Origin of the sequence: Parvibaculum sedimenti (assembly GCF_009184905.1) — a bacterium.
In the GTDB taxonomy this organism is placed as follows: domain Bacteria; phylum Pseudomonadota; class Alphaproteobacteria; order Parvibaculales; family Parvibaculaceae; genus Parvibaculum; species Parvibaculum sedimenti.
This window is the reverse complement of sequence record NZ_WESC01000004.1, coordinates 197,998-224,292: the sequence shown is the minus strand read 5'-3', so window position 1 is coordinate 224,292 and position 26,295 is coordinate 197,998. Positions and strand designations below refer to the sequence as shown.

The 26,295-nt window shown below is 60.1% G+C and carries 27 protein-coding genes, 1 tRNA gene and 1 riboswitch; of the genes, 21 read left to right on the top strand and 7 right to left on the bottom strand.

The window, feature by feature from the left end; genetic code table 11:
- The first annotated feature begins 99 nt into the window (after positions 1-99).
- The 5 genes from F2P47_RS06025 (at position 100) to F2P47_RS06005 (ending at position 5,024) form a co-directional block, all read left to right on the top strand.
- Entirely contained in the window at positions 100-921 is an 822-nt protein-coding gene (locus F2P47_RS06025; protein WP_152215268.1) for an ABC transporter permease, read from the top strand.
- 324 nt (positions 922-1,245) lie between these two features.
- Positions 1,246-2,460, top strand: a complete 1,215-nt coding sequence (locus F2P47_RS06020; RefSeq protein ID WP_152215267.1) for an aspartate aminotransferase family protein — start codon at positions 1,246-1,248, stop codon at positions 2,458-2,460.
- A complete protein-coding gene (gene argF, locus F2P47_RS06015) occupies positions 2,457-3,398 on the top strand; it encodes an ornithine carbamoyltransferase (protein WP_152215266.1) in 942 nt (313 codons plus the stop codon). Before F2P47_RS06020 ends, argF begins: the two co-directional genes overlap by 4 nt.
- A 10-nt stretch (positions 3,399-3,408) precedes the next feature.
- Complete coding sequence (locus tag F2P47_RS06010) at positions 3,409-4,413, top strand: Hsp33 family molecular chaperone (RefSeq protein ID WP_246176764.1); 1,005 nt, start codon at positions 3,409-3,411, stop codon at positions 4,411-4,413.
- Positions 4,410-5,024 (top strand): hypothetical protein, encoded by a 615-nt coding sequence (locus tag F2P47_RS06005; protein WP_152215265.1) that lies wholly within the window; start codon positions 4,410-4,412, stop codon positions 5,022-5,024. Before F2P47_RS06010 ends, F2P47_RS06005 begins: the two co-directional genes overlap by 4 nt.
- 15 nt (positions 5,025-5,039) lie before the next feature.
- Here the strand turns inward: F2P47_RS06005 and argE are convergent, their stop codons facing one another.
- The 3 genes from argE to F2P47_RS05990 all read right to left on the bottom strand — a co-directional run bounded on the left by argE (position 5,040) and on the right by F2P47_RS05990 (position 8,031).
- Entirely contained in the window at positions 5,040-6,209 is a 1,170-nt protein-coding gene (gene argE / locus F2P47_RS06000) for an acetylornithine deacetylase (RefSeq protein WP_152215264.1), read from the bottom strand.
- A 63-nt stretch (positions 6,210-6,272) separates the two neighbouring features.
- Positions 6,273-6,665 (bottom strand): Co2+/Mg2+ efflux protein ApaG, encoded by a 393-nt coding sequence (gene apaG / locus F2P47_RS05995; protein ID WP_152215263.1) that lies wholly within the window; start codon positions 6,663-6,665, stop codon positions 6,273-6,275.
- A gap of 181 nt (positions 6,666-6,846) precedes the next feature.
- Positions 6,847-8,031, bottom strand: coding sequence for an O-succinylhomoserine sulfhydrylase (locus tag F2P47_RS05990; RefSeq protein WP_152215262.1), 1,185 nt, complete (start codon positions 8,029-8,031; stop codon positions 6,847-6,849).
- An 80-nt stretch (positions 8,032-8,111) separates the two neighbouring features.
- Positions 8,112-8,191: riboswitch (SAM riboswitch) on the bottom strand.
- 142 nt (positions 8,192-8,333) lie between these two features.
- On the opposite strand from F2P47_RS05990, the gene F2P47_RS05985 reads away from it, so the two are divergent.
- Genes F2P47_RS05985 through F2P47_RS05975 form a run of 3 tightly spaced genes read left to right on the top strand, consistent with a single transcriptional unit; the run spans position 8,334 to position 10,586 of the window.
- Positions 8,334-9,494, top strand: coding sequence for a 2'-deoxycytidine 5'-triphosphate deaminase (locus F2P47_RS05985; protein ID WP_152215261.1), 1,161 nt, complete (start codon positions 8,334-8,336; stop codon positions 9,492-9,494).
- A 4-nt stretch (positions 9,495-9,498) separates the two neighbouring features.
- Positions 9,499-9,882 (top strand): CidA/LrgA family protein, encoded by a 384-nt coding sequence (locus tag F2P47_RS05980; RefSeq protein ID WP_152215260.1) that lies wholly within the window; start codon positions 9,499-9,501, stop codon positions 9,880-9,882.
- Positions 9,879-10,586 carry an LrgB family protein gene (locus F2P47_RS05975; protein WP_152215259.1) on the top strand — a complete coding sequence of 236 codons (708 nt, stop codon included), beginning with the start codon at positions 9,879-9,881 and terminating at the stop codon, positions 10,584-10,586. The genes F2P47_RS05980 and F2P47_RS05975 overlap by 4 nt, the downstream gene beginning before the upstream one ends.
- 137 nt (positions 10,587-10,723) lie before the next feature.
- Here the strand turns inward: F2P47_RS05975 and F2P47_RS05970 are convergent, their stop codons facing one another.
- Both F2P47_RS05970 and F2P47_RS05965 read right to left on the bottom strand, forming a co-directional pair.
- Positions 10,724-11,137: a hypothetical protein gene (locus F2P47_RS05970; RefSeq protein ID WP_152215258.1), complete on the bottom strand. Its 414-nt coding sequence runs from the start codon at positions 11,135-11,137 to the stop codon at positions 10,724-10,726.
- Between the two features lie 139 nt (positions 11,138-11,276).
- A complete protein-coding gene (locus F2P47_RS05965; RefSeq protein WP_152215257.1) occupies positions 11,277-12,233 on the bottom strand; it encodes a radical SAM protein in 957 nt (318 codons plus the stop codon).
- Positions 12,234-12,321: 88 nt separating this feature from the next.
- On the opposite strand from F2P47_RS05965, the gene F2P47_RS05960 reads away from it, so the two are divergent.
- From F2P47_RS05960 to F2P47_RS05950, 3 genes are all read left to right on the top strand, one after another.
- The gene (locus tag F2P47_RS05960) at positions 12,322-13,341 is read left to right on the top strand and encodes a DUF2804 domain-containing protein (RefSeq protein WP_152215256.1); all 1,020 of its coding nucleotides are present in this window, start codon (positions 12,322-12,324) and stop codon (positions 13,339-13,341) included.
- Positions 13,342-13,448: 107 nt separating this feature from the next.
- Positions 13,449-14,291 (top strand): Stf0 family sulfotransferase, encoded by an 843-nt coding sequence (locus F2P47_RS05955; protein ID WP_152215255.1) that lies wholly within the window; start codon positions 13,449-13,451, stop codon positions 14,289-14,291.
- A 210-nt stretch (positions 14,292-14,501) separates the two neighbouring features.
- Positions 14,502-14,575: transfer RNA gene (locus F2P47_RS05950), tRNA-Gly, on the top strand.
- 180 nt (positions 14,576-14,755) lie between these two features.
- On the opposite strand, the gene F2P47_RS05945 is transcribed toward F2P47_RS05950, so the two are convergent.
- Positions 14,756-15,037 (bottom strand): hypothetical protein, encoded by a 282-nt coding sequence (locus tag F2P47_RS05945; protein ID WP_152215254.1) that lies wholly within the window; start codon positions 15,035-15,037, stop codon positions 14,756-14,758.
- 283 nt (positions 15,038-15,320) lie between these two features.
- Here F2P47_RS05945 and F2P47_RS05940 point away from each other — a divergent pair, with 283 nt between their 5' ends.
- The 10 genes from F2P47_RS05940 to F2P47_RS05895 all read left to right on the top strand — a co-directional run bounded on the left by F2P47_RS05940 (position 15,321) and on the right by F2P47_RS05895 (position 25,944).
- Positions 15,321-16,025, top strand: coding sequence for a nucleoside deaminase (locus tag F2P47_RS05940; RefSeq protein WP_152215253.1), 705 nt, complete (start codon positions 15,321-15,323; stop codon positions 16,023-16,025).
- A gap of 56 nt (positions 16,026-16,081) precedes the next feature.
- Entirely contained in the window at positions 16,082-16,795 is a 714-nt protein-coding gene (locus F2P47_RS05935; RefSeq protein WP_152215252.1) for a class I SAM-dependent methyltransferase, read from the top strand.
- Positions 16,796-17,090: 295 nt separating this feature from the next.
- Positions 17,091-17,915 (top strand): hypothetical protein, encoded by an 825-nt coding sequence (locus F2P47_RS05930; protein WP_152215251.1) that lies wholly within the window; start codon positions 17,091-17,093, stop codon positions 17,913-17,915.
- 156 nt (positions 17,916-18,071) lie between these two features.
- Entirely contained in the window at positions 18,072-18,845 is a 774-nt protein-coding gene (locus F2P47_RS05925; RefSeq protein WP_152215250.1) for an outer membrane protein, read from the top strand.
- A 64-nt stretch (positions 18,846-18,909) separates the two neighbouring features.
- Positions 18,910-21,009 (top strand): hypothetical protein, encoded by a 2,100-nt coding sequence (locus tag F2P47_RS05920; protein WP_152215249.1) that lies wholly within the window; start codon positions 18,910-18,912, stop codon positions 21,007-21,009.
- A 72-nt stretch (positions 21,010-21,081) separates the two neighbouring features.
- Entirely contained in the window at positions 21,082-21,492 is a 411-nt protein-coding gene (locus tag F2P47_RS05915) for a hypothetical protein (RefSeq protein ID WP_152215248.1), read from the top strand.
- A 184-nt stretch (positions 21,493-21,676) separates the two neighbouring features.
- On the top strand, positions 21,677-22,972 hold the full coding sequence (locus tag F2P47_RS05910) for a CsgG/HfaB family protein (RefSeq protein WP_185680973.1): 1,296 nt from the start codon (positions 21,677-21,679) through the stop codon (positions 22,970-22,972).
- A gap of 77 nt (positions 22,973-23,049) precedes the next feature.
- The gene (locus tag F2P47_RS05905; RefSeq protein ID WP_152215246.1) at positions 23,050-23,673 is read left to right on the top strand and encodes an invasion associated locus B family protein; all 624 of its coding nucleotides are present in this window, start codon (positions 23,050-23,052) and stop codon (positions 23,671-23,673) included.
- Between the two features lie 334 nt (positions 23,674-24,007).
- The gene (locus F2P47_RS05900; RefSeq protein ID WP_185680972.1) at positions 24,008-25,342 is read left to right on the top strand and encodes a tetratricopeptide repeat protein; all 1,335 of its coding nucleotides are present in this window, start codon (positions 24,008-24,010) and stop codon (positions 25,340-25,342) included.
- Between the two features lie 224 nt (positions 25,343-25,566).
- Positions 25,567-25,944: a response regulator gene (locus F2P47_RS05895; protein ID WP_152215244.1), complete on the top strand. Its 378-nt coding sequence runs from the start codon at positions 25,567-25,569 to the stop codon at positions 25,942-25,944.
- Positions 25,945-26,083: 139 nt separating this feature from the next.
- Here the strand turns inward: F2P47_RS05895 and F2P47_RS17655 are convergent, their stop codons facing one another.
- Positions 26,084-26,269 carry a hypothetical protein gene (locus tag F2P47_RS17655; protein ID WP_185680971.1) on the bottom strand — a complete coding sequence of 62 codons (186 nt, stop codon included), beginning with the start codon at positions 26,267-26,269 and terminating at the stop codon, positions 26,084-26,086.
- Between the last annotated feature and the right edge of the window lie 26 nt (positions 26,270-26,295).

Sequence of the window (26,295 nt, the reverse complement as noted above, 5' to 3'; positions counted from 1 at the left end):
TCCTTATCCACAGAAAAGCGAGGCTTGGCGGGCATTGCCCCTTTGGCGCCGAGAGCCTACATGTCTGCCATGCATCGGGACCGAAGAGAGGGGCAGGGGATGAGCATCACAAGCGGCGAGAGGGCTTTTCCCGAAAGCGGTGTGCGCCGCTTCGGTGCGGTGAACTGGCTCGGCACATGGACGCTTTATCTGAAGGAAGTCCGCCGCTTCTGGAAAGTCCTGACTCAGACGATCGTCGCGCCGGTCATCACGACGCTGCTTTATCTGGCAATCTTCGCGCTTTCGGTGGGCTCCTTGCGCCCCGCTGTGCATGGCGTGCCCTTCATCGAGTTTCTGGCGCCGGGTCTCATCATGATGACCATGATCCAGAATGCTTTCGCCAACACCTCCTCGTCGCTGCTGATCTCGAAGGTGCAGGGCAATATCGTCGACATATTGATGCCGCCGCTTTCGCCCGGCGAACTCAATTTCGGCATCGCCATGGCCGGCGTCACCCGTGGCGTGGTCGTTGGTCTGGTGACGGCGGCGGGCATGTTTCCCTTCGTCGACATGGGCATCGCGCATCTATGGGCGGTGCTCTTCTTCGCCGTGGGCGCCTCGCTGATGCTGTCGCTGCTGGGCATGCTCGGCGGCATCTGGTCGGAGAAATTCGACCACCTTCAGGCGGTGACGAATTTCATCGTCCTGCCGCTTACCTTTCTCTCGGGCACCTTTTACTCGGTGGACCAGCTCCCGGCTTTCGCCCATCGGATCACCCATTGGAACCCGGTTTTCTACCTCATCGACGGCTTCCGCTATGGCTTCACCGGCCATGCTGACGGCTCGGTTCAGATCGGGGTCATCCTGACCATAGCGGTCAATGCCGTCCTCTGGATCGTCAGCGACCGGCTGTTCCGGCGAGGCTACCGGCTCAAGGGGTGAGGCTTTCGGGCCGGTTTTGAGCCTGGCCGGGGGTAAAGCCCCCGGCGGGCCGGATTTGACAGGCTCTTTTGCCTCCGTAATACTGCGTCACTTCTCGGATCGCCGCCCTTCTCAGGCGGCTTTTTCTATTGGGCGCGAGACAGATCGAATGATCCTGAACGGGAAACGACGACGCTGACTGGAAGAACCGCGGTGCCATGAGGGCGTCGCGGAGGAAGACCAGCTTGTCGTTCGGAACTCCCGATCGTCGCCCGGCCCGCGATGCTCAGACAGCCGTTTCATTGAGCATCAAGGGACCCAAGGAATATTGAGAAGGACCTGATCTTGATTACCCCAGTGTTGCCGACCTATGCGCGGGCCGACCTCGAATTCGAGAGAGGCGAGGGACCTTATCTCTTCACCGCATCGGGCGAGCGCTATCTCGACTTCGGCGCCGGCATCGCGGTGAACGCGCTCGGCCATGCCCATCCCGCGCTTGTAAGCGCGCTGACCGAACAGGCGCAGAAGGTCTGGCACGTCTCGAACATCTACAAGATTCCGGGACAGGAAAAACTCGCGCGCAAGCTCGTCGATGCGACCTTCGCCGATACCGTCTTCTTCACCAATTCGGGTGCGGAAGCGCTCGAATGCGCGATCAAGATGGCGCGGCGCTATCATTTCGTCGGCGGCGCGCCGGAGCGCAATGAACTCATCACCTTCGAAGGCGCATTCCACGGACGTACGCTCGCGACCATCGCGGCGGGCGGCAACAAGAAGTATCTCGAAGGCTTCGGCCCCGACATGCCGGGCTTCGTGCATCTGCCCTTCGGCGACATGAAGGCGCTGGAAAAGGCAATCACTTCGGCCACGGCTGGCATTCTCATAGAGCCGATCCAGGGCGAAGGCGGCATTCGCGTGCTGCCGAATGAAGACCTGCGCAAGATCCGGGCGCTTTGCGATGAGGCGGGCATTCTGCTTGTCCTCGACGAAGTGCAGACGGGCTTTGGCCGCACGGGCAAGCTTTTTGCACATGAACTTGCAGGCGTGACGCCGGACATCATGAGCGTCGCAAAGGCGTTGGGCGGCGGCTTCCCGGTGGGCGCATGTCTTGCGACCGAGAATGCGGCGCGTGGCATGACGGTCGGCACGCATGGCTCGACCTATGGCGGCAACCCGCTGGCCATGGCGGTGGCTGACGCCGCCGTCTCCATGATGATGCAGGAAGACTTCCTTGCCCATGTGCGGTCGATCGGTGTGAAGCTCAAGCAGAAGCTCGCCGGGCTCGTCGACCAGCATCCGTCGATCATTGAGGAAGTGCGCGGCGAGGCGCTGATGCTGGGGCTCAAATGCCGCATCACCAATAGCGACCTCGTTCAGGCGCTGCGCAAGGAACATCTGCTGACGGTGGGCGCAGGCGACAATGTCGTGCGGCTTCTGCCGCCGCTCATTATTGACGAGAGCCACCTCGACGAAGCGCTGGAAGCCCTAGACCGGGCCTGCACGGCCCTCGAAGCGGAGCTGGCGCAAACATCCGCCAAGGCGGCGGGAGGTGCGCAATGAACGCGCTGAAGACCCACAGGGATTTCCTCGATCTCGACCTTGTCGAGCCCGTGGAACTGCGCTCCATCCTCGACGGCGCGAAGGCGCGGAAGGCCTTGCGCAAGGGCAAGCCGCAGGCCGAGCCCGATATGGACAGCCCCTTGAAGGGCAAGCTTCTCGCCATGCTCTTCGAGAAGCCCTCGACCCGCACACGCGTTTCCTTCGACGTGGCCATGCGCCAGCTGGGCGGCGAGACGTTGCTCCTCAACGGCAATGACACGCAGCTCGGCCGCGGAGAGACCATCGCCGACACGGCGCGGGTTTTGTCGCGCTATGTCGATGCGATCATGATCCGCACGACGGACCACAAGCATCTGACGGATCTCGCCGAATATGCGAGTGTGCCCGTCATCAACGGCCTTACCGACAAGTCGCATCCCTGCCAGCTCATGGCGGATGTGCTGACCTTCGAGGAGCATAAGGGGCCGATCAAGGGCCGCACCGTTGCCTGGGTCGGCGACGGCAACAATATGGTGACTTCGTGGATCCACGCGGCCACCCAGCTCGATTTCGAGTTGCGGCTCGCCTGTCCGCCGGAGCTTTTCCCCGATGCAGGCGCCTTGGCCTGGGCGCGGGCGAAGGGCGCGAAGATCGTCACCACCACTGATCCCTTCGAAGCGGTGAAGGGCGTCGATTGCGTAACCACCGACACCTGGGTTTCGATGGGAACGCCCGAGGAAAAGGCACGACATCGCCACAATTTGCTTGCACCCTATCAGGTGAACGAGCGGCTGATGGCGGCAGCGGGCAAGGACGCGATCTTCATGCATTGCCTGCCGGCGCATCGCGGTGAGGAAATGACGGCGGATGTGATCGATGGGCCTCAATCGGTCGTGTGGGATGAAGCGGAAAACAGGCTCCACGCGCAGAAGGGCGTGTTGGCATGGTGTTTTTCTTGAGTAATTTTCAATGAGTGACATGGAGCTGCGCTCCCTGACCGATCGTCTTGTGGCTCATCGCGACGATCTTGTGCTGCCTTTCCAGATCGAGGGGCTCGGCATACGCGGGCGCGTGATCCGGCTCGGGCCGCTGGTCGATCAGGTGCTGACGCGCCACAACTATCCCGAACCCGTTTCGCGCATGCTGGGTGAAGCGCTCGCGCTCACCGCCATGATCGGCTCGGCGCTGAAGTTCAAGGGACGCTTCACGCTGCAGACCAACGGCAACGGCCCCGTAAGCATGCTCGTCGCGGATTACTGGACGGCGGATGAGGATCGGAGCTTCGGTCAGCTTCGCGGCTATGCGCTGATGGATGAGGAACGTCTCGCCCAATATCTTGCATCGGGCCACACTTCCACGCCCGATCTTCTGGGCGAGGGCCATCTTGCCATGACGATCGACCAGGGCGCGGACATGGAACGCTATCAGGGCATCGTCGCTCTGGGCAACAAGGGCCTATCCGAAGCCGCGCATGAGTATTTCGCGAGTTCCGAACAGATCGCGACGCGCATCCGCCTCGCGGCAGGGCCGCTTTTCCAGCGCGACGCGGCTGGCCATGGTGGCACGTCATGGCGCGCCGGCGCGATCATGATCCAGCATATCGCCCGCGATGGCGGCCTCACCGGCCATCGCGACGCGGAGGACGCAAGGCCGTTCACCGACGAGGAAGAGAACTGGAACCGCGCCTCGATCCTGCTCGGCACGGTTGAGGATCACGAATTGCTCGATCCGGCGCTTGCGCCGACGGAGCTTCTCTATCGCCTCTTTCATGAAGATGGAGTGCGCGCCTTCGAGCCCGCTGACGTTGCATTCGGCTGTCATTGCTCGCGCGAGAAGATGACCGATGTGCTCCGCTCCTTCGGCGTGGCGGAGATCGACGAGATGGCACAGAACGGCACCATCGAGGTGACCTGCGATTTCTGCAGCGAGGTTTATCTCTTCGCGGCGGATACGCTGAAGGAGGGACTGGAATGAGCTTGAAGTTTTCCGCGCGCAACATGGCCGCCGCCGTGCTCATGGCCTCAGTCGCCCTTCTCGGCGCCTGCGCGAACGAGCCGCCGCCCGCGCCCCGCTCCGACATCGGCTTCGTCGGGCGCCCGATCAAGCTCGACGTTGCCTCCATCTCCGTCGATGACCGCTACAACCCGCCGGGACGCGCGCCCAATGTCGAGCAGCTTCACTCTGTGACGCCGGCGGGTATCGCGCAGCGCTGGGCCGATACGCGCCTCGTCGCGGTGGGCAAGCGCGGCATCGCGACGCTTACCATCCTCGACGGCAACGTGATCGAAACGCGCTTGCCGACCAAGGGCGGGGTGGAGGGTTTTTTCGGCGATCAGGTGGACACGAAGCTCACTGCCACGCTGAAAGCCAAGCTTAATGTCGCAATCCAGGGCGACAAGCCAGGCGACTACGCTGCCTATACCGCGACCGCCTTCGCGTCGGCTACGCAGACCATTCTGCAAAGCGCGACGCTCAATGAGCGCGACAAGGCCTATTCGGATCTGATGCAGGTCGTCGCGCAGAAGTTCGACGCGGCCCTCACCGCGGAAGTGAACCGCAATGTGGCGCCGGCGATTCGTCCCTGATCTGACGCGGCGGCGTCACTCGCCGCCGACGTGCTCGGCGAGCCGCACCATGAAGCGGTCGCATTCCGCGATCTGGGCAAGCTCGATGAATTCGTCGGGCTTGTGCGCCTGATCGATCGACCCGGGACCGCAGACGACGGTCGGAATATCCGCAAGCTGAAATAGCCCGGCCTCCGTGTTGTAGGACACGGCCTCCGGCGAATTGCATTGCGCCAGCTTCATCACCAGCGTCTCGCCGGGCGAGCCGTCGTCGGCCGCAAGGCCCGGCGAACGCGCCCGCATGACGGTTTCGACATTCGCGTGGGGTGAGACGGCGCGCATGCGCGGCAGGACGTCCTTGATGACATGCGCGTTGAAGCGCGTGATGATTTCTTCCGGGTCGAGGTCGGGAAGGGCGCGGCATTCCCAGGCGAAGCTGCAATGGCCGGGAATGATGTTGACTGCGCTGCCGCCCTTGATGAGGCCGACGCTGATCGTGGTGAAGGGCGGACGGAAACGGCCCGAGGCGTCGCCGCGTTCCCGCAACTCCCCGGCGAGGTTCATCAGGAAGCCGATCAGTTCTGCCGCATACTGAATGGCGCTGACGCCTTGATGCGTCTGGCTCGAATGGAATTCGAGGCCGGTCACCGTGGTCACATAGGATTGGATGCCCTTATGGGCATTGACGACCTTCATGCTCGAAGGTTCGCCGACAATGACGATCTGCGGCTTGGGTAGTGTGCGGATGACGCTGTCGATCATCGGGCGCACACCGAGGCAGCCGACCTCCTCGTCGTAGGAAAGCGCAAAATGGACGGGGGTTTCGGGTCCGCGTTCGAGGAAGTCCGGCACATGGGCGAGTGCCGAGGCGATGAAGCTCTTCATGTCGCTGGTGCCGCGTCCGAAGAGCCTGCCATCCCGCTCGACGACGGAAAAGGGATCGCTCGTCCATTCCTGCCCGTCCACGGGCACGACATCGGTATGGCCCGAAAGCACGATGCCGCCCGCGCGGTCCGCAGGCCCGAGGGTCGCGAAAAGGTTGGCCTTGGTGTCGTCCTCATTGGCGATCAGGCGGCAGGCGACCCCGTGACCCGACAGATAGTCGTCGACGAAGGCAATGAGTTCGAGATTCGAGTTGCGGCTCGTCGTATCGAAAGAAACGAGCTTCTCGATCATCTCGATCGTGGAATAGCGTTTCGCGGCCATGTCCTGGTCCCGTGAGGAAGGGACCGGCATCATAACCAAGACGGCGCCGCGAGCGAAATCGCCTTAGTTGGGCAGGGCCGGGATGTGGGGGCAGTCGAGCGAGAAGGCCGGAATATCGACGCTGAAGGTCTCGCCCTTTTCGGTTTCCATCTGATATGTGCCGAACATGATGCCGAAGGGCGTCGAGAGGGGCGTACCGCTCGTATATTCGAAGCTCTCGCCGGGTTTCAGCACCGGCTGCTCGCCGACGACGCCGGGGCCGCGCACTTCATGCACATGGCCGGACGAGTCGGTGATCTTCCAGTAGCGCGAACGGAGCTGCACCGTCCTGTCGCCCCGATTCTCGATTACGATGTGATAGGCCCAGACGAAATAATCCTGCTCGGGTTCCGACTGGTCCTCGAGATAGGTCGGGTTGACCTGAATACGGATGGAGTGTGTCTGAGCGCTGTACATCTTGCAGTCCTTGCGGAGAGGGGCGCCCCCCGTGAGTGCCGAGGGCCCTTCTGGGTGTCCGGGTACGCATACAACAACCGCGCCAACCGAAGGTAGCCCGCAGAACTTCCCTCGTTGAGTTACATTATCCCAAATCCGCTAACTCTCTGTTAACAACGTATGAACGCAGCGCCGCGACAGATCAGGCGCGACCAAGCGCCGCACCCAGATCCTCGATAAGGTCCTGCACATCCTCAAGCCCGACCGACAGGCGGAGCATGCCTTCGCCGATGCCAAGCGCCGCCCGCTGCTCCTGTGTGAGCCGCTGATGCGTTGTCGTTGCCGGATGGGTGATCAGGCTCTTCGCGTCGCCCAGATTGTTCGAGATCTTGATGACCTTGAGCGCGTTGGCGAAGCGGAAAGCGGCCTCCTTGCCGCCATTCACCTCGAAAGCGACGATATTGCCGCCCATTTCCATCTGCTTCATGGCCAGGTCGTGCTGCGGATGGCTCTTCAAGCCCGGATAGAGCACACGGCCAGTCTTTTCGTGGCCTTCGAGGAAGCGGGCGACGGCGTCGGCGTTGCGGGCATGTTCGCGCACGCGCAGGTCGAGTGTTTCGAGGCTCTTGAGCATGACCCAGGCATTGAACGGGCTGATCGAGGGCCCGGTCTGGCGGAGGTAGTTCGCCAGATTGTCGTCGACCCACTGTTTGGTCGAGAGGACCACGCCGCCGAGGCAGCGGCCCTGACCGTCGATATGCTTGGTCGCCGAATAGACGACGACATCGGCGCCCAGTTCCAGCGGCTTCTGCAGGATCGGCGTCGCGAAGACATTGTCGACGACGAGCTTCGCGCCCACCGAATGGGCAATCTCGGCCACTGCCGCGATATCGATCACTTCGAGCGTCGGATTGGAGGGCGACTCGAGGAAGACGACCTTGGTATTGGGGCGCAGGCCGGCCTTCCAGGCGTTGAGGTCGCGGCCGTCCACCAGCGTCGACTCGATGCCATAGCGCGGCGCCAGATCCTCGACGATGTAGCGGCAGGAGCCGAAAAGCGCTTGGGACGAGAGGATATGGTCGCCCGCCCTGAGCTGGCACATGATCGCCGCCGTCACCGCCGCCATGCCGCTCGCGGTCGCGCGGGCGTCTTCCGCCCCTTCCAGAAGCGCCATGCGCTCCTCGAACATGCGGACGGTGGGGTTGGAGAAGCGGCTATAGACGAAGCCGGGCTCTTCATTCTTGAAGCGGCGCTCGGCGGCTTCCATCGTCTCGTAGGTATAGCCCGAGGTCAGGAACATCGCCTCGCTGGTCTCCCCGAACTGGCTGCGGACGGTGCCGCCGTGAACGAGGGAGGTGCGGGTACGGTACTTCGTGGGCTTTGTCATGATGGTGCCTGCCTTGTGGTGCCCGCTTACGGGCCTTGCAAACCGCGGAATGCAAAAAACCCCGACCGGCAAGGGATCGGGGTTCGCGAAACCCGACCTCTTTAGCGGTTTGTTTAACGTGGCCGCAAGCCGGTCGGCTCAAATCACCACGAAGTGGCGCGCATTTAAGTCTCATTGCCCCCGGCGGTCAAGCGACATGGGGGAGGGGGCGGGCAGCGGGCAGGGGCTTTCCGGGCGGCCTGCCGCGACATATAACGGGCGGGGCCGGCCACGAGGGCCGGGCGGCAAGGCAAGGCTTCGGCATGACACGAGCGGCGGACGATCTTTTTCCCGACCATGACGGCACGGAACTCCGCCATGCGGGGCCGGGGCAGGTGTATGCGACCGGCATTCTTCCCGCTCATGGCATCCAGACGCTGATCCGCGAGCGCGAAATCTGGGCCTGCAAGGAGATCGAAGCCGGCCAAATCCAGCCCGCAAGCCTCGACCTGCGCCTTGGAACCGAAGCCTTCCGCCTGCGCGCAAGCTTCCTGCCGGGCCCCGACAAGGGCGTCATGGAGCGCGTCGAGGAACTGGCACTGCACAAGATCGACCTGACCGACGGTGCGGTGCTCGAAACCGGCTGCGTCTACCTCGTGCCGCTGGTCGAAGCGCTCGCGCTTTCCGAGCGCACCTCCGCTGCCGCCAATCCGAAAAGCTCGACCGGCCGCCTCGACGTCTTTACCCGCGTCATCACCGACTTCGGGACCGAGTTCGACCAAGTGGCCGCGGGCTACAAGGGGCACCTCTATCTCGAAATCTCGCCGCGCACCTTCCCGATCCTTGTGCGTCCCGGCTCGCGCCTCGCGCAGATACGCTTCCGCCGCGGTACGCCGAACTTCTCGGATGCGGAACTGAAGCGTCTGCATGAGGAGTCACGCCTCGTCGATGGCGAGGCCGATATCGATGGCGGACTCGGCCTTACCGTCAATCTGCAGCCGGACAAGGAAACGGGCCTCGTCGGCTATCGAGCCAAGCGTCATGCGGGGCTTATCGATGTCGATCGTCGCGACGAATATGAGGTGCTCGATTATTGGGATCCGCTGCGCGTGCGCCCTGGTGAAGGGCTCATTCTCGACCCGGACGAATTCTACATTCTCGCCTCACGCGAGGCGGTTCATGTTCCCGCGAGCCATGCGGCGGAAATGGTTCCTTATAACCCGCTGGTCGGCGAGTTCCGCGTTCACTATGCGGGCTTCTTCGATCCGGGTTTCGGTGCCAAGGAAGCCGGCGGACTTGGCAGCCGCGCCGTGCTCGAAGTGCGCAGCCATGACGTGCCTTTCATCCTCGAACATGGGCAGATCATCGGCCGCCTCGTCTTCGAGCGTCTGACGAACCGGCCCGCCGTTCTCTATGGCGAGGGTCTCGGGTCGAATTATCAACGTCAGGGCTTGAAGCTCTCCAAGCATTTCAAGCCGCTCTGACGTGATGACGGCGCGCAACGTCCTTCATTACGCGCTCTCCTTTCTGCTGCTGGTGCTCTGCAACGCGGCGGGCGGGCTCGTCGCATCGGTACTGCATCTGCCGGTGCCGGGAACCGTCCTCGGCATTCTGATCCTGCTTGCCGGTCTCGCGCTTCTGGGGCGCGTACCGCAGCCGATCCGCCGTACCGCCGAGTTCCTGCTCGGCCATCTCAACTTCTTCTACATTCCCGCGGGCGTCGGCGTGATGGCCTATGCGGCACTGGTACGGCAGGATCTTCTGCCCATCGTCGCGGCGCTCCTGGGCGGGACTGCCGTCGCGCTCGTCGCGGGCGCACTTGCCTTTCACTGGACGGCGAAGTTGACCGGCAATGCGGAGGAGGAGTCGTGAGCATCGATTGGCCTGTCGTCGCGCACGGTGCGCTTTGGCTCGCGCTGACCTTCGTCGCCTATTTCGCCGCACGCCGCCTCCAGCAGGCGCTCAACGGAAATCCGCTGGCCAATCCGGTGCTGATCGCAGCGGCGCCGCTCATCGTGCTCCTCATCGCGAGCCATACGAGCTATGCCGAATATTCTCATGGCGGATGGTTGCTGCTCTGGTTGCTGGGCCCGGCGACAGTGGGCCTCGCCGTGCCGCTCTATCTCAATTTTGCCGAAGTGAGGAGCGTGCTTCTGCCCATGATCGCCGCGCTTGTCGTCGGCTCGTTCACCGCGGTGATCTCGGCGGTCGCGATCGGCTATGAACTCGGCGCGAGCATCGAGACGATCCGCTCGCTGGCGCCAAAATCTGTGACCACACCGATCGCCATGGGCATCGCACAGGAGATCGGCGGCATTCCAGCGCTCACAGCCGCCTTTGTCATCATCACAGGTGGTGTCGGCGCAATCTGTGGCAGCGCCCTGTTCAATCTGGTCGGTGTGACAGACCGCCGCGCGCGGGGCTTCGCCATGGGCATTGCGGCGCATGGCATGGGCACTGCGCGTGCCTTTCAGGTGAGCTTCAAGGCGGGCACGTTTTCCGGCGTCGCCATGACGATTAATGGCATCGTGACGGCGCTGCTCCTGCCGGTGCTGTGGCTGTTCTTTGCAAGCTGAAGAAAAAAGAGGCGTGAGCAAATAGCGCCACGCCTCATGCCATATCGCGATCCGGCTCGGTCTGGTGGAGAGATTGCAGCGGCCGGCCCCGGGGGGCGGGGGGTCAAGTTGGCCGGCCGCGCAACCCTGGCGGAAGCTCAGAGGTGATCCGGGTTTCCGTCAAAAATCTTGAAGTTCACATCGCCGCCCTTGGCGTCGAAGCGGCGCAGAGTGCCCTTCTCGTCGACCTGATAGTCGAAGCAGCCGCTCGTGCGATCCGAGCCGAGATAGACGCAGAACTTGCCGTCCTTCACGTCCCACTTGCCGGTATAGTGCTTCCACTTGCCTGCCTGTTGGCAGGGGCGCTCGCCGCCGCGAATTGCGCCGTTGGCATCGTAATATTCGCGGAAGTCGTTACGCCCGGCGCCACAGGCCAGATACTGGCCCTCGATTGTCTTGCCGACGATGAGCTTCGCGACGTCCTCACCCTTCATGTAGACATCGGCAAAAGCCGACCCGGCAATCAGGCTTGCCACCGCGACGCCGGCTACCAACAGCGATTTCATGTTCATTCTCTGTCTTCTCCCTTCGATGGGCGCAGAAGCGAAAACGCTTCCCGTTCGTCCGATGAAGGAGAGATTGCCGATCCGAGGCCGAGCGCTCATTGATTACGGTCAATGGTCCCGTTTTGGAGCAGTCTGCAGGCGGGGCCTAGGCCGCCGAACAGCTTCCGCCGCCCAGCACGCAGAATTTGGCGCAGTGGCGATGGTTGAGCTTCACCGGCCGGAAGCTTTCGGCGAGCGTCGAGCCAAGGTCGAATTGCAGGTCGTCCGGCAGCAGGGTGCAGGCGACGACGCGAGGGGCAGCCTCGCCCTTGCGCTTCACCACCATGCGGCTCGTGGCACACATGAGGCTTTCCGGATCTACGTGCAGAATGCCCCAGCATGCCGTGGTGATCTCCGGCACTTCTGCCTTCTCGTCCATTTCGGGAAAAAGGACGAGGGAGCCGTGGTTCGATGCGTCGACTGCAATCTTCTCTCGCGCGAAAAGTGCGGCAAAGCCCGCCCGCTCTTCTGCTTCTTGTTCGCCGGACCTCATGCGGCCCGCGACAGCCAGCGCGAAGCCCTCGCGCGCGAGGAAGCGCAAGCCTTCCATTGTACTCGCGAAGGAACCCTTGCCGCGCTCCAGCTCATGGAGCTCTTCCGTATAGTGATCGAGGCTGACGCGCAGCCTGAGCGATGCTCCATATGTCGCCTTGAGTCGTCGCAGTTCCTCGCGGCAGCGAGGGCGCATCATCGGCTGCATCGCGTTGGTGAGAATGAGTGCCTCATGCCCGCGCCGAAGCACGTCCTCCACCATGCCGAAGATATCCGGGTTCATGAAGGGCTCGCCACCGGTGAAGCCAATTTCGCGCGTTGAAAGCCGTTCAGTTGCGATCTCGTCGAGATAGGCGGTGACCTCGGCGGCGGTGATGTAAGACAGGCGATCTTCGGTTGGGCTCGAGTGGATATAGCAATTGGCGCACTCGATGTTGCAGAGTGTGCCTGTGTTGATCCAGAGCGTATCGAGCTGCTGGAAGTCAACCGCGGCGCGGCGTTCCCCCTTCGCCGTTATGTCGGGATGGGAAAACTTCATTGCCGGAAAGTCTGTCGTCATGAGTCTGGTCATGGCTCGCAAGCTAGCATCGGGCGTCGGCTTCGCCATTCACAAATCCGCGAGCTTCGCTAGACTGCGCTCAACACCAAGGGGGGGCAGCATGCAGCACGAATTGACGGCGGGAGAGCTTCTGGACGACAGGGGCCGATTGCGCGAGGCAGGCTTCGCCAAAAGCGAGGTGAAACGCTATCGGCGCGGCGACATTGCGGCGTCCTGGCTGCGCATCAAGGAGTGGGACTATTACTGCGCGCTGACGGAGGAATACGGGATAGCGCTCACCGTTGCCGACAATGGCTATATGGGCCTGCTCTCTGCCTCGTGGCTCGACTTTCGCGCGCCGAAGGCGATCAACGACAGCATCATGATTCCTTTTCCGAAGGGTCGCATGGCGCTGCCTGAGAGCGCCGACGCGGGCGATATCGTGCAGGGCCATCCGAAGATGTCGATCGCCTTTCGCCATGAGCCGGGCGGGCGGCGTCTCTCCGTCGATTGTCCGGGCTTCGCCAGAGGCAGGGGGCTCAAGGGCGAGTTGCGCCTCTCGCAGCCACCGATGGATCGTATGGTCATCGCGACGCCGTTCCCCCGCGCGCCGCGCGCCTTCTACTACAATCAGAAGATCAACTGCATGCCCGCCGAAGGCGAGATATCAATGGGTGGCGAAAGCTTCCGCTTCGAGCCGGCATCCGCATTCGCCGTTCTCGACTGGGGGCGCGGCGTCTGGACCTATGACAATACGTGGTATTGGGGTTCGACCTCAGGCCTTGTGAGCGGGCGCCCGTTCGGATTCAACATCGGCTATGGCTTTGGCGATACCTCGGCCGCGACCGAGAACATGGTCTTTCTCGACGGCTGCGCGCACAAGCTTGCCGACATTGCCTTTCACATCCCGGCCGACACCTATGACGGCGCGCCGTGGAGTTTCACGAGCAGCGACGGGCGCTTCGAGATGGAGTTCAGACCGATCATCGACCGTAGCGCAATCTTCGATCTCAAGCTTCTGCGCTCGATCCAGCATCAGGTCTTCGGGCGCTTTACCGGCTTCGTCATTCTCGACGATGGCAGCAAGTTCGAAGTGAAGGATTTTCTCGGTTTCGCGGAGGAGGTTGAGAACCGCTGGTAAAATCCGGGCGCGCGACGAAGCAGGCGCGTTGACTTGAAGGCGTTGATGGGATTTTCTTGTTTTAAACGCGCCTGACGCTCGATGCGGGTGGGCCGAATTTCAGTTTTATGCTCGGCGTTATTTTCCTGAGCTGGCGGTTGTGCGTCGCTTTTTTCCAAAGTGCATATGAACTACCGGAGCATTTTAGCGAGATGCCGGAGCTGAAAACCGCGGACGAACTCTTGGTTGAGCCTCTTGTTGCGCTGGAAAGCCGCCCAGCTCGCGCATGGCCGCCGACGAAAAAGATCGCGATTTTTTCTACCCAACGAAGCGGCTCCACGCATTTCTGCAGTCTTCTGGCCAGCAGCAACGAATTCGGTGAGCCGCGTGAATGGCTAAATCAGCGAGCGCTAGACCTCTATCTGGAAAAACGGAATATCGAGCATTTGCACTTCCCGGATTTCATGAGGGATGTGCTGTTCAAGACGACGACGCCGAATGGCGTCTTCTCGATAAACGTGCAGATGAACCAATATATCCATTGGAAGGAGAGAGGCTTCGACCTCCTGTCCATAGGATTTGACAAGGTCCTCTATCTCAAGCGAAGGGACAGGATCGCGCAGGCGTTTTCGTTTACCAAGGCGATCGCCACCGACCAATGGATGTCGCATCAAGCGCCCAAGCGGCATGTCCCGCCGGATGCGATCACGAACAGCCTGATACTCCACTCACTTTATGCCTTCAGCACCTGGGAGGAGTATTACAACGCTTATGTTTCGCGACATGTGAGCAAGGTTTATTTTTATGAGGACATTGTGGAAAATCCCGGCATCGTTCAGTCGGTCTTCAGGGAATGTGGACTGAGCTGCGCGGAACCAGAAAGGCTGAGAAGTTCGATACGCGTTCAGCATACTGATGAAGATGACCACCGGATTCGGGAATTCAGGAAGTACTTGCTCGGAGTGGAGTGACGGAGGCGGCGTCCGGTAGGTGCGACATAGCTGCCTTGGGCCCATCGCCCGCGTGGCATGGCGTTTCCGGGCCTCTTGCGATCGGAGGGGTTGCCACGCGTAAAACCTCATCGTCGCCACGCACAATGCGCGGCCTGGGGAGGCAAGCTCCGGAATCCTTGCTTGGGGGCCCTTGCGCAGACATCGGCCCTCGCGCTAAACAGACGGCGCGCGGGTGTAGCTCAATGGTAGAGCAGAAGCTTCCCAAGCTTACGACGAGGGTTCGATTCCCTTCACCCGCTCCAATTTCCGGCATTTATGGGCTATCCGCGGGCACCTGCGGAAGGGACTTGCTGGCTCCGGGGCCACCCCCGGGCCTTATGCGGTGCCTCTCCGTTGGCCGAGGCGTAGCCTGCCCGCTACTGCCCCCTCCGGAGGCAGTTCTGCCAACGCCCAAGGACTGCGGTTCTTTCGGCCGCAGGCACTTACTTGATCATGTAAATATATGCTGTGCTGACGCCATATTTTTTGGCGAGCTCGGCAACCTTTGCACCCTTTTTGCGTGCGGCGATAATGGCCTTGCGCATCTCGGCGGCTTCCACGCGAGAGCGCTTCACTCGCTTGCGGCGACCTTGACCCTTCGCGGTCTTTGATGCTTTTGCCTTTTTCTGCTGACGCTTCTCTGCGGCCTCAGACTGCTTCAACAGCTTCTCTACCTGCAAGACGATCTTGGAGAGCTGGGTCTTTTGTCGTTTTGTGAGTAACAATTTAACTGCCCCTGTAAGTAAGCAACTGGCACAGAGAATACGCTCAGCGTATCGAGAAAGTCATGCCGGTTGGCCGATTTTGGAAAAGCAAAAACGCGTTTTAAGGCGCGTGGTCAAAGATTCATCATGCGGCTTGCCACGCAGCGCGGCGCGGTTCAATGATTAATTGTTTCGGGATCGCGTCGTCGATCGCTTGGACTGGCTTGGCTATGCGAGTTATTTCTATTGCTATCAGCGTGATGAATTAAAGCCCTATATATAATATTCCTTATGGGATGCCGTATTGGAACCAACTGAGCAGTCAGCCGTGCCGGGCTTGTTTCAAACGCTTTCAGAGCCTTGGAAGGTCGCTGTTCAGCAGGCGTGGCAGGCTTGTCGCGCGGGGACATTGCCGATTGGTTCGGCGCTGGCCGACCGGTCAGGACGTGTTGTTGCTTGCGGGCACAACCTTCGTCTTGCGGACCATGCAACACACCCCTTTGCAGGCAGCTCGGTCGCTCACGCTGAAATTCTGACTTTAGGATCGGTCAAGCACAAGGCGGCGCTGCAAGACTTCGTGCTCTATTCGACACTCGAGCCTTGCCCGATGTGTGCTGGCGCCATTCGAATGGCGGGCGTCGGCCGTGTGTGTTTCGCCTCGCGGGACCCTTTGGCCGGCGGAATGGATTTGTTTCGTTCGAACAAATACATGCAGGCAGGCAGATGCGATATCCAGCCGCCGGGCTCTCGTTTGCTCGAAGACCTGCTTATCGCGCTGCTGATGGAGAGGCTCATCAACCTCGCGCCTGATGGTGTTGGAAGGTCGATCGGTGCCTGGTCCGCCGTTTCGCCGGGCGCGGTCGTCTTCGGTCAGTGGCTCGCGCGTGGTGGCGTGATCGAAGACATGCGCCGCAGGAATGTTCCTGTGGAGGCGTCGTTTGCAATCCTGGAAAAGCTGTACGGGAACGAGAGCCGGGCGGAGAGCGTTGTGCCGGGTGCGGGTTTGTGAGCGCTGGTTCTGTGTCGAACGGGGCGGCGTAACCATCAGCCCAGCAGGGGGCGCAGATGACGACGGACTACGATCAGATCGCCGAGCAGTTTTCTGCCGTTATCGATCGAATACCGGGCAATCAGTTTTACGAGCGCCCGGCGACGATTTCGCTGTTGCCCCCACTCAAGGACATTGATGTTCTCGACGCGGGGTGCGGTAGCGGTTTTTACACCGAATACGCGCACAAGGCCGGAGCGCGCGTTGTCGCATTCGATCCATCCAAAGGAATGGTCGAGCAGGCCATCAAGCGCGTCGGAACGGGCTGCGAGATCCACAGCTGCAAATCATCCGATCTCGATGCGATAATGGCAGGTCGAAAGTTCGATCTCGTGCTGTCAAATCTCGTCATGCACTATGTGCAGGACTTGAAGGTCGAATTTTCCCGTCTTGAGCAAATGTTGAAAACCGATGGGAAAATGATCGTTTCGATGAAGCATCCGATTCTGCACATCGGCTTCATTCAGAAATTTGGATATCGAGCGGTCGGGCTAGTCCGGCCAGGGTGGGACTGGGCCGGTGGTCCGGTCGAGCATGTTCAACGGCCGATGGGGGCGATTACATCTGCGATTTATGAGGCCGGTCTGCTGATAGAGCAGCTTATCGAGGCGGAGCCCGCGCCTGAAATGGAGAAGGTGGATCCGGCTGGCTACGCGCTGGCGAAACGCGTTCCGTTTTTCGTTCATTTTGTTTTGGTGCGCCGCCGCAATGCCGGTGAGCATCCGGAATAATTCCGGTGCGGAGGATTTTTCCGCCGCTTTTCGGGCGGTTTCTTCAAGCGGCACGCAACGAGAATGCCGCCAGTTCGCTACTATTCTTTACAATTACAATATGTCACACGCTTTTGGATTGCTAGGCCAGTTGCGACAACGCGGCAATCCGATGCCGAGGGACTCTGTCTCAAATTGGATGCATCCATGCGGTTCCTCGAGCGGAAAATCTGATACTTCGAATCCGGCGGGATGAGGCTTCATTCATTTCGCCGTCTGCAGTCCGCTGCGGGATTGGAATATCGGAGGGGGCAGCATGCCGCATATCGCCAGCCGAACGGCGCCGGTGCAGGATCCGGTGATCGCCGATGTTGCAGCGGCGTTGAGTAGCGTTTCCGGGGTATGTGCGGTTGCAATTGGCGGATCGCGGGCGATTGGAACCGCAGATGCAGGCTCCGATTACGACATCATTGCCTTCGAAAGCCGTCTTGGCGCCATCAACAAAGAGCAATTGAATGCCGCCGTGGCGCATCTTGCCGGCCCGGGCATCGCAAGCTCCCCGAACGGCAATCTGGTGAATTTCACCGTACGCGGGCAAAAGGTGGAAATTCTCGTTCGATCTCTTGACGTCATCGCTGCGGAGATTGAGGCCGCCAGACAGGGTGTGTTCAAACGGACACTCCATCCGCTCCATCCGATCGGCTATCTCACCACGATCATCATCAGTTATGTCGTCTATGCGCTTCCGGTCCACGATCCGGAGCGCGCGCTGCGAAATTTGGTGCAACGGGCGACGCCGTATCCCGAAATGTTGCGTTCACGAATGATCGGAACGTTTCGAACCGAGGCAGAGTTTGCGTTGATACACGCATCGAAGGTGCGCTCTCCGCTGGACCTTCCTTATCTGACGGCGCTCTACGCGCAGACGATTGCGTGTTGGCAGCTCATGCTTTTTGCAATCAATCGGCGCTATCCGGTCATCGACAAGGGTGGCATGCGCCTTGTCATGGGGATGCCACAGCATCCGCAAAATTTCCAGTTTCGTACGATGAAAATTCTCAGGGACATCGCGGGCGAAGACTTGCAGGCGGCACGTACGGAGTCTGTGAAACTGCATCGTGAAATCATCGCTTTCAAATAGTCCGACTACGGTAGACGAGGTCTGGAGCAAAAGTCGTCTGTATCAGTTTGGTCGATTATGGATAGCGGTCGCTCTCGAATTGGAATGGTTGCGTCTCGGTGAATGACCGCTTCGGGGAGCATATTCTGAAGCTCAATTCTACGTTCTGGGGGGAATATGAAATCTCGTTTTTTTCTGGCTCTCGCGGTCTTTGCCGCCTTGATCTCCTCGTCCGCATTCGCGGCTGAGGAGAACGGCGAAGCAAGCGGGACCATGCGCACTGATATTCTGCATGGGCCAGGTTATTACGTGACGGGCGCGGGCGGCTGGAGCTGGCTGTCGTTCGATTCATCGAAGAATTACGACAACATCAATTTGGATAGCCGCGATGTCGGCGTTTACGACTTCAACTTCGACAATTCCTGGATCATTTCCGGCGCGGTCGGTACGCGGCTTTTCTACGACATCCTGAAGGATGGCGACGATCTGCGCGGCGAACTCGAACTCGCCTATGCGAAATACGATCTTTCCTCGATCACCGCGACCGGTAGGGAAGGCCCGTCCGATATCTTTCCGACCGATAGCACTCCGTATGTCGATCATTACGGCAGCCTGTCGGGGGATGTGTCGGTCGTCACTCTGCTCGCCAACTTTTGGTACGACCTGCCGATCGAGGGGCCGGTTGTGCCTTATGCGGGAGGCGGCCTCGGCGTGGCCTGGGTCGATTACTCCGCAGCCGGAACGGGAACGCTGGCGGGACCGACCGCGGACAGGGTCGATGGCAGCGATAACGAAACGGACTTTGCATATCAGCTTGGATTAGGCGTCAGGGCACCGCTCGGGGACAGTGTGAGTGTCGATGTTGGCTATCGTTGGAGGTCCATCCTGATGAGCGGTAACGCGAATCTCAACTCCAACAACCTGCTTATCGGGTTGTCTCTTCATTTCTGAAAGTTAACTGGGAACGGGGCGGGGCTGATGCGGCCTCGTCCACATTTAGAAGGGTAGGCAAATCATGAAGATGTCAAAGACGCTATTTCTCGGCGTCGCGACCGTGGCTCTGATGAGTGGCAGGGCCTACGCGGATGCGAACATCGTGCTCAACCAGGGGCCTAATCCGCTCTTCGGCAGCGTGTATTACAACCAGTACATCGACAACTACCTCGTGGCGTTCACCGATAATTCCTATTCGGTGCATTCGCCGATTTATGGAGCGGATGCGTTTGGCTCGCAGCAGGGCGCGAACTACCTGGACAGCATCGGCTCTTCCTCGTCGCCATTGGTGGTCTCGACGGTCATCACCGCTGACAATGTCAACCTGGGTAATGCGGCGGTCTCGGTCAACCAGGACTTCAACATTCTCGGCGCATATAGCTACGCCTATATCTATCAGGGCGTGTCGAATGAAATGGCTGCCGTCACGAACTGGGGCGATGCGGCCGGCGGTGGTACGCAATACGGGAGCAATCTCGTCAATGGCGCGTTCCTGAAGGCCGACTTCACGCCGTATGTCGATGGTAACGTCGCCTATAATGGCGTGACCGATATCTATCAACAGCTCTATCAGGGCACTGGCTTCGGCCCGTTCGCCTACGCCGATGTCTATTCCTTCCATCAGACTGTGACCAACTTCGAGGTCGCTGCGGCGCTTAACGGCGGCAGTGCGCTTATCGACGGGCATATTCCTGCAACACAGGCGGACGTTGACGCCGCCCTCGCGGCGGATCCGACTTCGACGCTGCAGGTTGGTGACCCGATCAACTCGGTTCAGTACGCTGCCAACAGCGTAAACGTCGCGGGTGTTTCAGGCCTCGACGGAATGCCGATCTCCGTAAACCTCTATCAGCATTTCTACCTCGGCGATCCGTATGCTTTCAGCGTCGGGCCCTATACCAACACCTATGCCCAGATGTGGTCGCAGAACTTCGCAGGTGCCTACTCACCTGGCGGTCTGCCCCACATGCCTGCTGGCGATCCGAAGGTCACCGGCATCGATCAGGTCGCAATGGCCTCGATCAACACCGCTCAGCTGTCTACCGGCACCGAGAGTGGCAGCTTCGATCTCGGCGGTAACGTGATCGTCGAAGCGAAGTCGAGCATCTATGGCGGCGGCAACATCTTCGGCGGTGGCAACATCTTCGGTGTGGCCTATGGCGGCTATGCGAACCAGTACGCCTTCTTCAATGGTTCGTCGCCTTATACCTCCAACTCCATCCTGGCGACGACCAATCCTTCCGTTTGGAACTTCGCCTATACGGATGGGTACGTTTACTTCAACAACTTCAACAACGGTGCGCTGTTCAATACGGACCCCGCGGGCAATGTCACGGGTGCTGGCAATGTCGACATTTCCGGCGACTCGCAGTACCTGCGCACGGTCGTGAACACCTTCGCGGTGGACAACCCGGCGACGGGCAACGTGTCCAACGACGGGACGTTGTCGATTAGCGGAACATTCTCTCAGGTCGTGAACGACTATGTGATGTTCCCGTACCAGAGCTATTACCAGACCTATAATGGCTTCAACGTGGCCGTGGCGCAGACTGACAGCGGTACTGCCAAGATCGACGGACTCGATCAAACCGCAGTCACGGTCCTGAATTCGATTTCGACCGGCGATGTCACGACGACGACGGGTGGCATCGATCAGGCGGCCATCGACTATGCGGTCATGAACGGAAACGAGGCCGTGGCATGGGGTACGCATGCCAATGTCGACAATGTGACACAGCAGGCCTCGCTGTCGGTCAACTCGATCTCTGGTGGCATCCTCAACGGCGACACGCAGTTGACGGTCAACCAGGTCTCGAAGAATACCGGCGAGGGTGGCAACATCTTGGATATCTACAATCGCGCCTGGGCCAATGGCGACGGCACCGGTTCGACAGCATCGATGTCCAACGTGTCGCAGCTGGCTCTGGCCTCGGTCAATACGATCTCGGCCGTGGGCGTCAGTGGTATTACCACGATCAACCAGATCTCGGATGATACCCAGCAGTACCTGACCAACGCCGCCATCGCGTATGGCAGCGCGTCGAGCGCTATCAACGGCGCGTCGCAGGCCGCGATCAACCGCATCAATACGATTACGGCGACGGTTCCCGTCGTCCAGTAATGCCTGCGGTTGTTTGACGATAACCGGGAGGGGCAATTCAGCCCCTCCCAACTATCTTGAGAGGTCCCAAACATGCGTTCTTACCGGCGGTTGCCTCAGCTTTTTGTCATGGCGGGCGTGTTGCTTTGCGCGGCGCAGGCACGCGCGGACGAGGACGGGTTCTCTCGCCCCTACGTGCTCTCTTTCAAGCTGAACACGGAATCATCCAGGACCAACAAAGAAGCACTCCGTTTCAATTACTGGAACTCGGGCAGGAGCAACCTGGGAACGGGCTCCGGTACATCGAATTCCGATCAGCAAGCCAACACGAACATGAATAACGTCGTGCAGATCAACAACACGCTTGTTCTGAACGGCGACAACAACACCGTCACCTTCGACGGCGGCAAGGTTACGGATCCGACGCAGACGTCAACCGACACCAGCCAGTCGGGAACCAACCAGCGCGATCTTACGCTCAATCCGGATCCGCTGAATCCGTAATGACGCATTTTAAACTGCGCGAAGTCGGCTTCGCCTCGGGAGCGACTGCAAAAGTGGGGTAAATTCTATGTTCGGCGCTATTCGCAGGTTTATCGGAGTGTCGTCTGCCGTCGCTCTGGCTCTGGCACAGGCCGCATGCGCTATGCCCGACGCAGCCCAAGACATCAAGCAGGAGGCGACTGTGATGCAGGGGCCGGCCCCACGGGCAAACTTCACGCCCATGGAGAGCCACTTGCGTTGCCTCGCGCATCATATTCCGCCGGGGCTCGATCTGCGTCTCGCCGTCAACGATCTGACCGATGGGTCTGGCGCGCAGGCGAGCGGCGATGCACATTCGACGATCCTCACGCAGCGCCCCGACATGATGTTCGTGATCGCGCTGGCCAAGACAGGTGTCAGGCTCGTCAATCGCAATTCCACCGCCGTCTCCGAATGGGAGATGAAACGCGCGATGGACAAGCAGCTCGGCGAGGGCAAGCCCGTGGAAGTCCAGGGCAAGGAATTCGCCTATCGTCCCATCACCGCCGGCGCGATCGTGGGCTCGACCCATTTCGTCTCGGGCGCGCTCACCGAATTGAACTGGAGCATCAAGTCCGACATCGCCGAGGCAGGCGTCGCGGGCCTGACGGCTGGTAGCCGGAAATATTACATCAGCGTCGGCGCCGACCTGATGCTCACGAATACGAAGACGACAGAGCTCGTGATGGCGCGTTCCTATTCGAAGCAGATCGTGGGCAGTGAATTGTCCGCTGGCCTGTTCCGCTTCTTCGCGATGGGCGGTGGCACAAATTGGGGTCCCAGGGAAATCTTCGAGTTCAATCTCGGCTCTCAGGCCAACGAGCCCGTACAGGCCGCCGTGCGCTGGCTGCTCGAGCTTGCGGCCTACGACATGGTTTCATCGCTCACCGGCGCCGACAAATATTGCGATACGCCGGAACTGCGTGCAGAACTCGGCAAGGATCCTGTGGCCACGGCGGACGCGGGCGCGACGGGAGCCAATGAACTGCCGAACGCCATGAACGATGCCGCGCCTTCCGCCGCTGTCGGGCCCCAGACCAGCGCCGCGCCCGTGGGTTATGTTTCGCCTGCGCAGAAAGTAGCTGCTCCTGCGCCAGCCGAGCAGCAGGCGTCCGTTCCTGCACCGGCCGAGAAGCAGGCGGCGCTTCCGGCCCCTGCGGAGAAGCAGGCCGCGACACCCGCCGTTACATCGACGGCCACGGCTGTGTCGTCCTTGCCCGCCGAGGATGCGCCTCTGAAGAGTCCGGATATGCCGCAGCAGGATCAGACGACGAGCTCTACGACGCAGACCAGTTCCAATCAGGACAATGCGTCGGTCGTTCAGGGTTCGCTTGCTTCGACGCAGCCGTTGAGTAATTCCAGCAGCAGCGAGCTTACGTCGACGCCGGTCCATCTGAAGACCACGAAGCCGGGGACCTATCAGTTCAAGGCGTCCGATTCATATCAGTGGTTCGACAACTGACACGTCGGCGGTTTGTGCGCGGACTTGTTCCCGCACTTGTTTGATTACCCAGGCTGCGGGGGACACGGGGAGTTGGTATGACAGCATTTGGCAAGGGCCGCGTTGCGGCTATGGTCGTTGCGTTGGCTGGTTTGTTTTTGGTCCCCGTTGGGTCGGTGCGGGCGGAAGTTGGGGTTCTGAACGATCCACCTCCCCCGCCTCCGGCAAAGGTGACAGCACCTGGTTTGGCCAAGAAACCCGCTATCAGGAAACCTGCCCCCAGGAAGGCTGCGGCAAAGTCCATGCCTGCGGCACATGTCGAAAGTTTCGGCGACTGGAAGGTTGTTTGTCCGACCAAGGACAAACAGTCCTGCTTCGCGCGCATTCTTCTTGTCGATCAGGAAAAGCGCAGGCCAGCGGTTTCCTGGTTCGTTGCGCACCGGCAAGACGGCAAAGGCACGGTGTCTTTTGTGAACGTCCCCTTGGGTGTTCTCCTGCCTGGCGGGCTGACGGTTGAGGCCAAGGACAAGCCGCGGAAATACGCTTTCAACAGATGCACACCGCAAGGCTGCAATGCGCTCTTCCCCATGGATCCGGATATAATCTCCCGCCTTTCGGCGATGAAGAGCGTCTCGGTGACAGTCCTCGGTCCGAACACCGAGGCTATGGCCTATACGGTTTCGCTCAAGGGTTTCAGCGAAGCGATAAAGCGCATCGACTGATCCTTTGCCGCTGCTCCATGCAGATCATGGTGAAACGTCGGAGAGCGGAATGAAAGCTTCATTCCGCTCTTTTTGTTGGCGTCGTCGGGTGAGAGACCGAATAATCAAGTAAATTCCCGACTGATCTACGCTTTGGCGAATGCTGCAAGGTAGAGAGGATGAGATGGCCGTTCGGAGCGAGATGGACATAGCGCTGAAGTTCAACCGGGGGCTTGAGTTCTCCAGGCGGGGGCAGTTGAAGGAGGCGAACGATGTCCTGCTCGACATTCTGAGGGCGTCGCCGCGCAATGCTGGCGCGCTCTACCTCCTCGGCAGCAATTGCGTCAAAATGCGATTGTTCGAGCCAGCGCGGCAGATGTTGACTGAAGCGACCCGGATTTCGCCCTCCAACGTGGACGCGCATCTCGATCTTTCCTTTGCTCTCAGTGGCCTTGGGCGCTATGCGGAGGCTCTGGCATGTTGCGAAACCGCGGTCGCGCTCGCGCCGAAAAATCCGGCAGCGCACATGCAGCGCGCAATGGTGCTTCTGCCTTTGCTCCGTCACGAGGAGGCCGTGCTTGCTTTCGACAAGGCGATCGCGCTTGCACCGCATTTTGCCGACGCTCACTACAATCGCGCGAAGGCGCTAACGACGCTGACGCGCATCGAGGAGGCAATAGAGAGCTACGACAACGCCAGCGCAGCTCTGCCGCCCTATACCAACGCGCAGGCTGGAAAAGGCACCTGCCTGCTCGCCCTTGGCCGTTATGAGGAAGGGTTACCGCTGTATGAGCTCAGGCCGAGTCTGCGAAAGTTGAAAGAGGTTCTCTCGTATTCGCAGCCGTCCTTGACATCCGATGTCGACATCGCTGGCAAGACGCTGTTCATCTATCATGAGCATCTGCTCGGAGACACGATTCAGTTTTGCCGATATGCCAAGCTCGCCGAGGAGCGCGGCGCGCGGGTTATCCTGTCCATCCAGAATTCCTTGCATGGATTTATCAGGACTCTGAGCCCAACTATCGAGATCATCGACGAGACCGCGACGCCTGTTCATTTCGATTATCACTCGCCGCTCATGAGCCTGCCTCTGGCTTTTGGCACGGCGGCGAGCACCATTCCTGCCGAAGTGCCCTACTTGCGGGCCGATCCCGACAGGGCGGAGCTGTGGAGAAGAAGGATCGGCGATCATGGATTCAAAATCGGCGTCAGTTGGTGCGGTAGCAAAGTGGCGATTGATGAGCACAGGGTATTCCCGCTGGCAGATCTGGAAGGTGTCGCCGCGCTTCCGAATGTCCGACTGATCAGTCTACAGAAAAATGAGGGGACGGAGCAATTGGCGAGCCTGCCAAGGGGAATGCGCGTGGAGACGCCTGGCGATGACTTCGACGCCGGGCCTGACGCTTTCCTCGATACGGCCGCCATCGCGGAGCATCTTGATCTGATCATCACGCTAGACTCCTCGCTCGCCCATGTCGGCGGCGCTATGGCTCGTCCGACCTGGGTCATCCTCAAGCATTCGCCGGAATGGCGTTGGAGGATGGAGGGCCGTGATTGCCCCTGGTATCCAACCGTGAGGCTCTTCCGTCAGGATCGATTGGGTGATTGGGAGAGTGCGTTGGCGAAGGTTGAGCGCGAGTTGGCAGAATATATCTCGTCGTCAACGGAGGCGGTGCTCGCAAGTCACTAGACAGCCCCCTGCACGCATTCTTCGATGTCCGGGAATGCGAGCTATCAGCAAGTGCGCCGTCTGCTCGATCGCGACGTCATCATCGGCATGGAAACCCCGCAGCCGAAAGCTTGCGGCGTATCTCAAATATGAAATACTGCAAATCGAGCTCGGTATAGTTGCTCCGTATGGTGTATTTTGTATTTTTCCTCTTGTGAAGAGTGAAATGTGATTATTGAGGCGTGATGAAAGAGGTCGAGGTCCTGTTGCTCGATGATGAAATCGAAATTGCCGATGAGGTTGCCGATTACCTGTCGGGGCGGGGGGTTAAGGCGATCGGTCTTTTTACGCCGGCAATGCTTGAGGATGAGCTGGGGCGGATGGAAAAGGTTCGGGTTGTCGTAACGGATCTGCGTATGCCCGGCCGCTCGGGATTCGATTTTATCAGGAGCATAAAAGAAAAATTTCCCGACCGCAGGCTCAGCTTCGTCGTCATGTCCGGCTTCATTTCGCCCGAAGATGTCGAGGCTGGGCGGCAGCTCGGTGTGGTTGATTTCCTGCGCAAACCGGTGGCGCCGCAGGAGCTTATGGATGCCATCCTCCCGCTGTTGCGCGGAAGCTGATTGGAGAGCGTGTGGTGAAGAGGTTGACCCTCTCTCCGATATTGTGGGGAGTGCTCTGCGGATGTCTCGGCTTCGCCGCGAACATGGCAAGGTTCTCGCTTGGCACAGGCGTCGACATTCTGCTGGGTAATGTTTTCAGCTACTTCGCCTTTCGTGCGTTCGGTCGCCGGAGTGGGCTGATTGCGATCACGATTTCCGCCTCCGCGACAGTTCTCCTCTGGAACCATCCCTTTGCATGGATCATCTGGATCGTAGAATACGTCTTTGTCACGCGCCGGTCGAAGATCGCAGCGCCGGCACGCGACGTGATCTTTTGGTCGCTCATCGGTGCGCCGGCGCTCTTTCTGTTCT

Excerpts from the sequence above, each read along its gene's own strand:
- F2P47_RS05895 (WP_152215244.1), top strand. The coding sequence starts at position 25,567 with ATGAAAGAGGTCGAGGTCCTGTTGCTCGATGATGAAATCGAAATTGCC.
- F2P47_RS05960 (WP_152215256.1), top strand. The coding sequence starts at position 12,322 with ATGCAGCACGAATTGACGGCGGGAGAGCTTCTGGACGACAGGGGCCGA.
- F2P47_RS06010 (WP_246176764.1), top strand. The coding sequence starts at position 3,409 with ATGAGTGACATGGAGCTGCGCTCCCTGACCGATCGTCTTGTGGCTCAT.
- F2P47_RS05925 (WP_152215250.1), top strand. The coding sequence starts at position 18,072 with ATGAAATCTCGTTTTTTTCTGGCTCTCGCGGTCTTTGCCGCCTTGATC.
- F2P47_RS05980 (WP_152215260.1), top strand. The coding sequence starts at position 9,499 with ATGACGGCGCGCAACGTCCTTCATTACGCGCTCTCCTTTCTGCTGCTG.
- F2P47_RS05920 (WP_152215249.1), top strand. The coding sequence starts at position 18,910 with ATGAAGATGTCAAAGACGCTATTTCTCGGCGTCGCGACCGTGGCTCTG.
- F2P47_RS05935 (WP_152215252.1), top strand. The coding sequence starts at position 16,082 with ATGACGACGGACTACGATCAGATCGCCGAGCAGTTTTCTGCCGTTATC.
- F2P47_RS05965 (WP_152215257.1), bottom strand. The coding sequence starts at position 12,233 with ATGACCAGACTCATGACGACAGACTTTCCGGCAATGAAGTTTTCCCAT.
- argF (WP_152215266.1), top strand. The coding sequence starts at position 2,457 with ATGAACGCGCTGAAGACCCACAGGGATTTCCTCGATCTCGACCTTGTC.
- apaG (WP_152215263.1), bottom strand. The coding sequence starts at position 6,665 with ATGTACAGCGCTCAGACACACTCCATCCGTATTCAGGTCAACCCGACC.
- F2P47_RS05905 (WP_152215246.1), top strand. The coding sequence starts at position 23,050 with ATGACAGCATTTGGCAAGGGCCGCGTTGCGGCTATGGTCGTTGCGTTG.
- F2P47_RS06005 (WP_152215265.1), top strand. The coding sequence starts at position 4,410 with ATGAGCTTGAAGTTTTCCGCGCGCAACATGGCCGCCGCCGTGCTCATG.
- F2P47_RS05955 (WP_152215255.1), top strand. The coding sequence starts at position 13,449 with ATGCTCGGCGTTATTTTCCTGAGCTGGCGGTTGTGCGTCGCTTTTTTC.
- F2P47_RS05910 (WP_185680973.1), top strand. The coding sequence starts at position 21,677 with ATGCAGGGGCCGGCCCCACGGGCAAACTTCACGCCCATGGAGAGCCAC.
- F2P47_RS05930 (WP_152215251.1), top strand. The coding sequence starts at position 17,091 with ATGCCGCATATCGCCAGCCGAACGGCGCCGGTGCAGGATCCGGTGATC.
- F2P47_RS17655 (WP_185680971.1), bottom strand. The coding sequence starts at position 26,269 with ATGAGCGACCAAAAGATCACGTCGCGTGCCGGCGCTGCGATCTTCGAC.
- F2P47_RS06025 (WP_152215268.1), top strand. The coding sequence starts at position 100 with ATGAGCATCACAAGCGGCGAGAGGGCTTTTCCCGAAAGCGGTGTGCGC.
- F2P47_RS05915 (WP_152215248.1), top strand. The coding sequence starts at position 21,082 with ATGCGTTCTTACCGGCGGTTGCCTCAGCTTTTTGTCATGGCGGGCGTG.
- argE (WP_152215264.1), bottom strand. The coding sequence starts at position 6,209 with ATGGCCGCGAAACGCTATTCCACGATCGAGATGATCGAGAAGCTCGTT.
- F2P47_RS05990 (WP_152215262.1), bottom strand. The coding sequence starts at position 8,031 with ATGACAAAGCCCACGAAGTACCGTACCCGCACCTCCCTCGTTCACGGC.
- F2P47_RS05985 (WP_152215261.1), top strand. The coding sequence starts at position 8,334 with ATGACACGAGCGGCGGACGATCTTTTTCCCGACCATGACGGCACGGAA.
- F2P47_RS05970 (WP_152215258.1), bottom strand. The coding sequence starts at position 11,137 with ATGAACATGAAATCGCTGTTGGTAGCCGGCGTCGCGGTGGCAAGCCTG.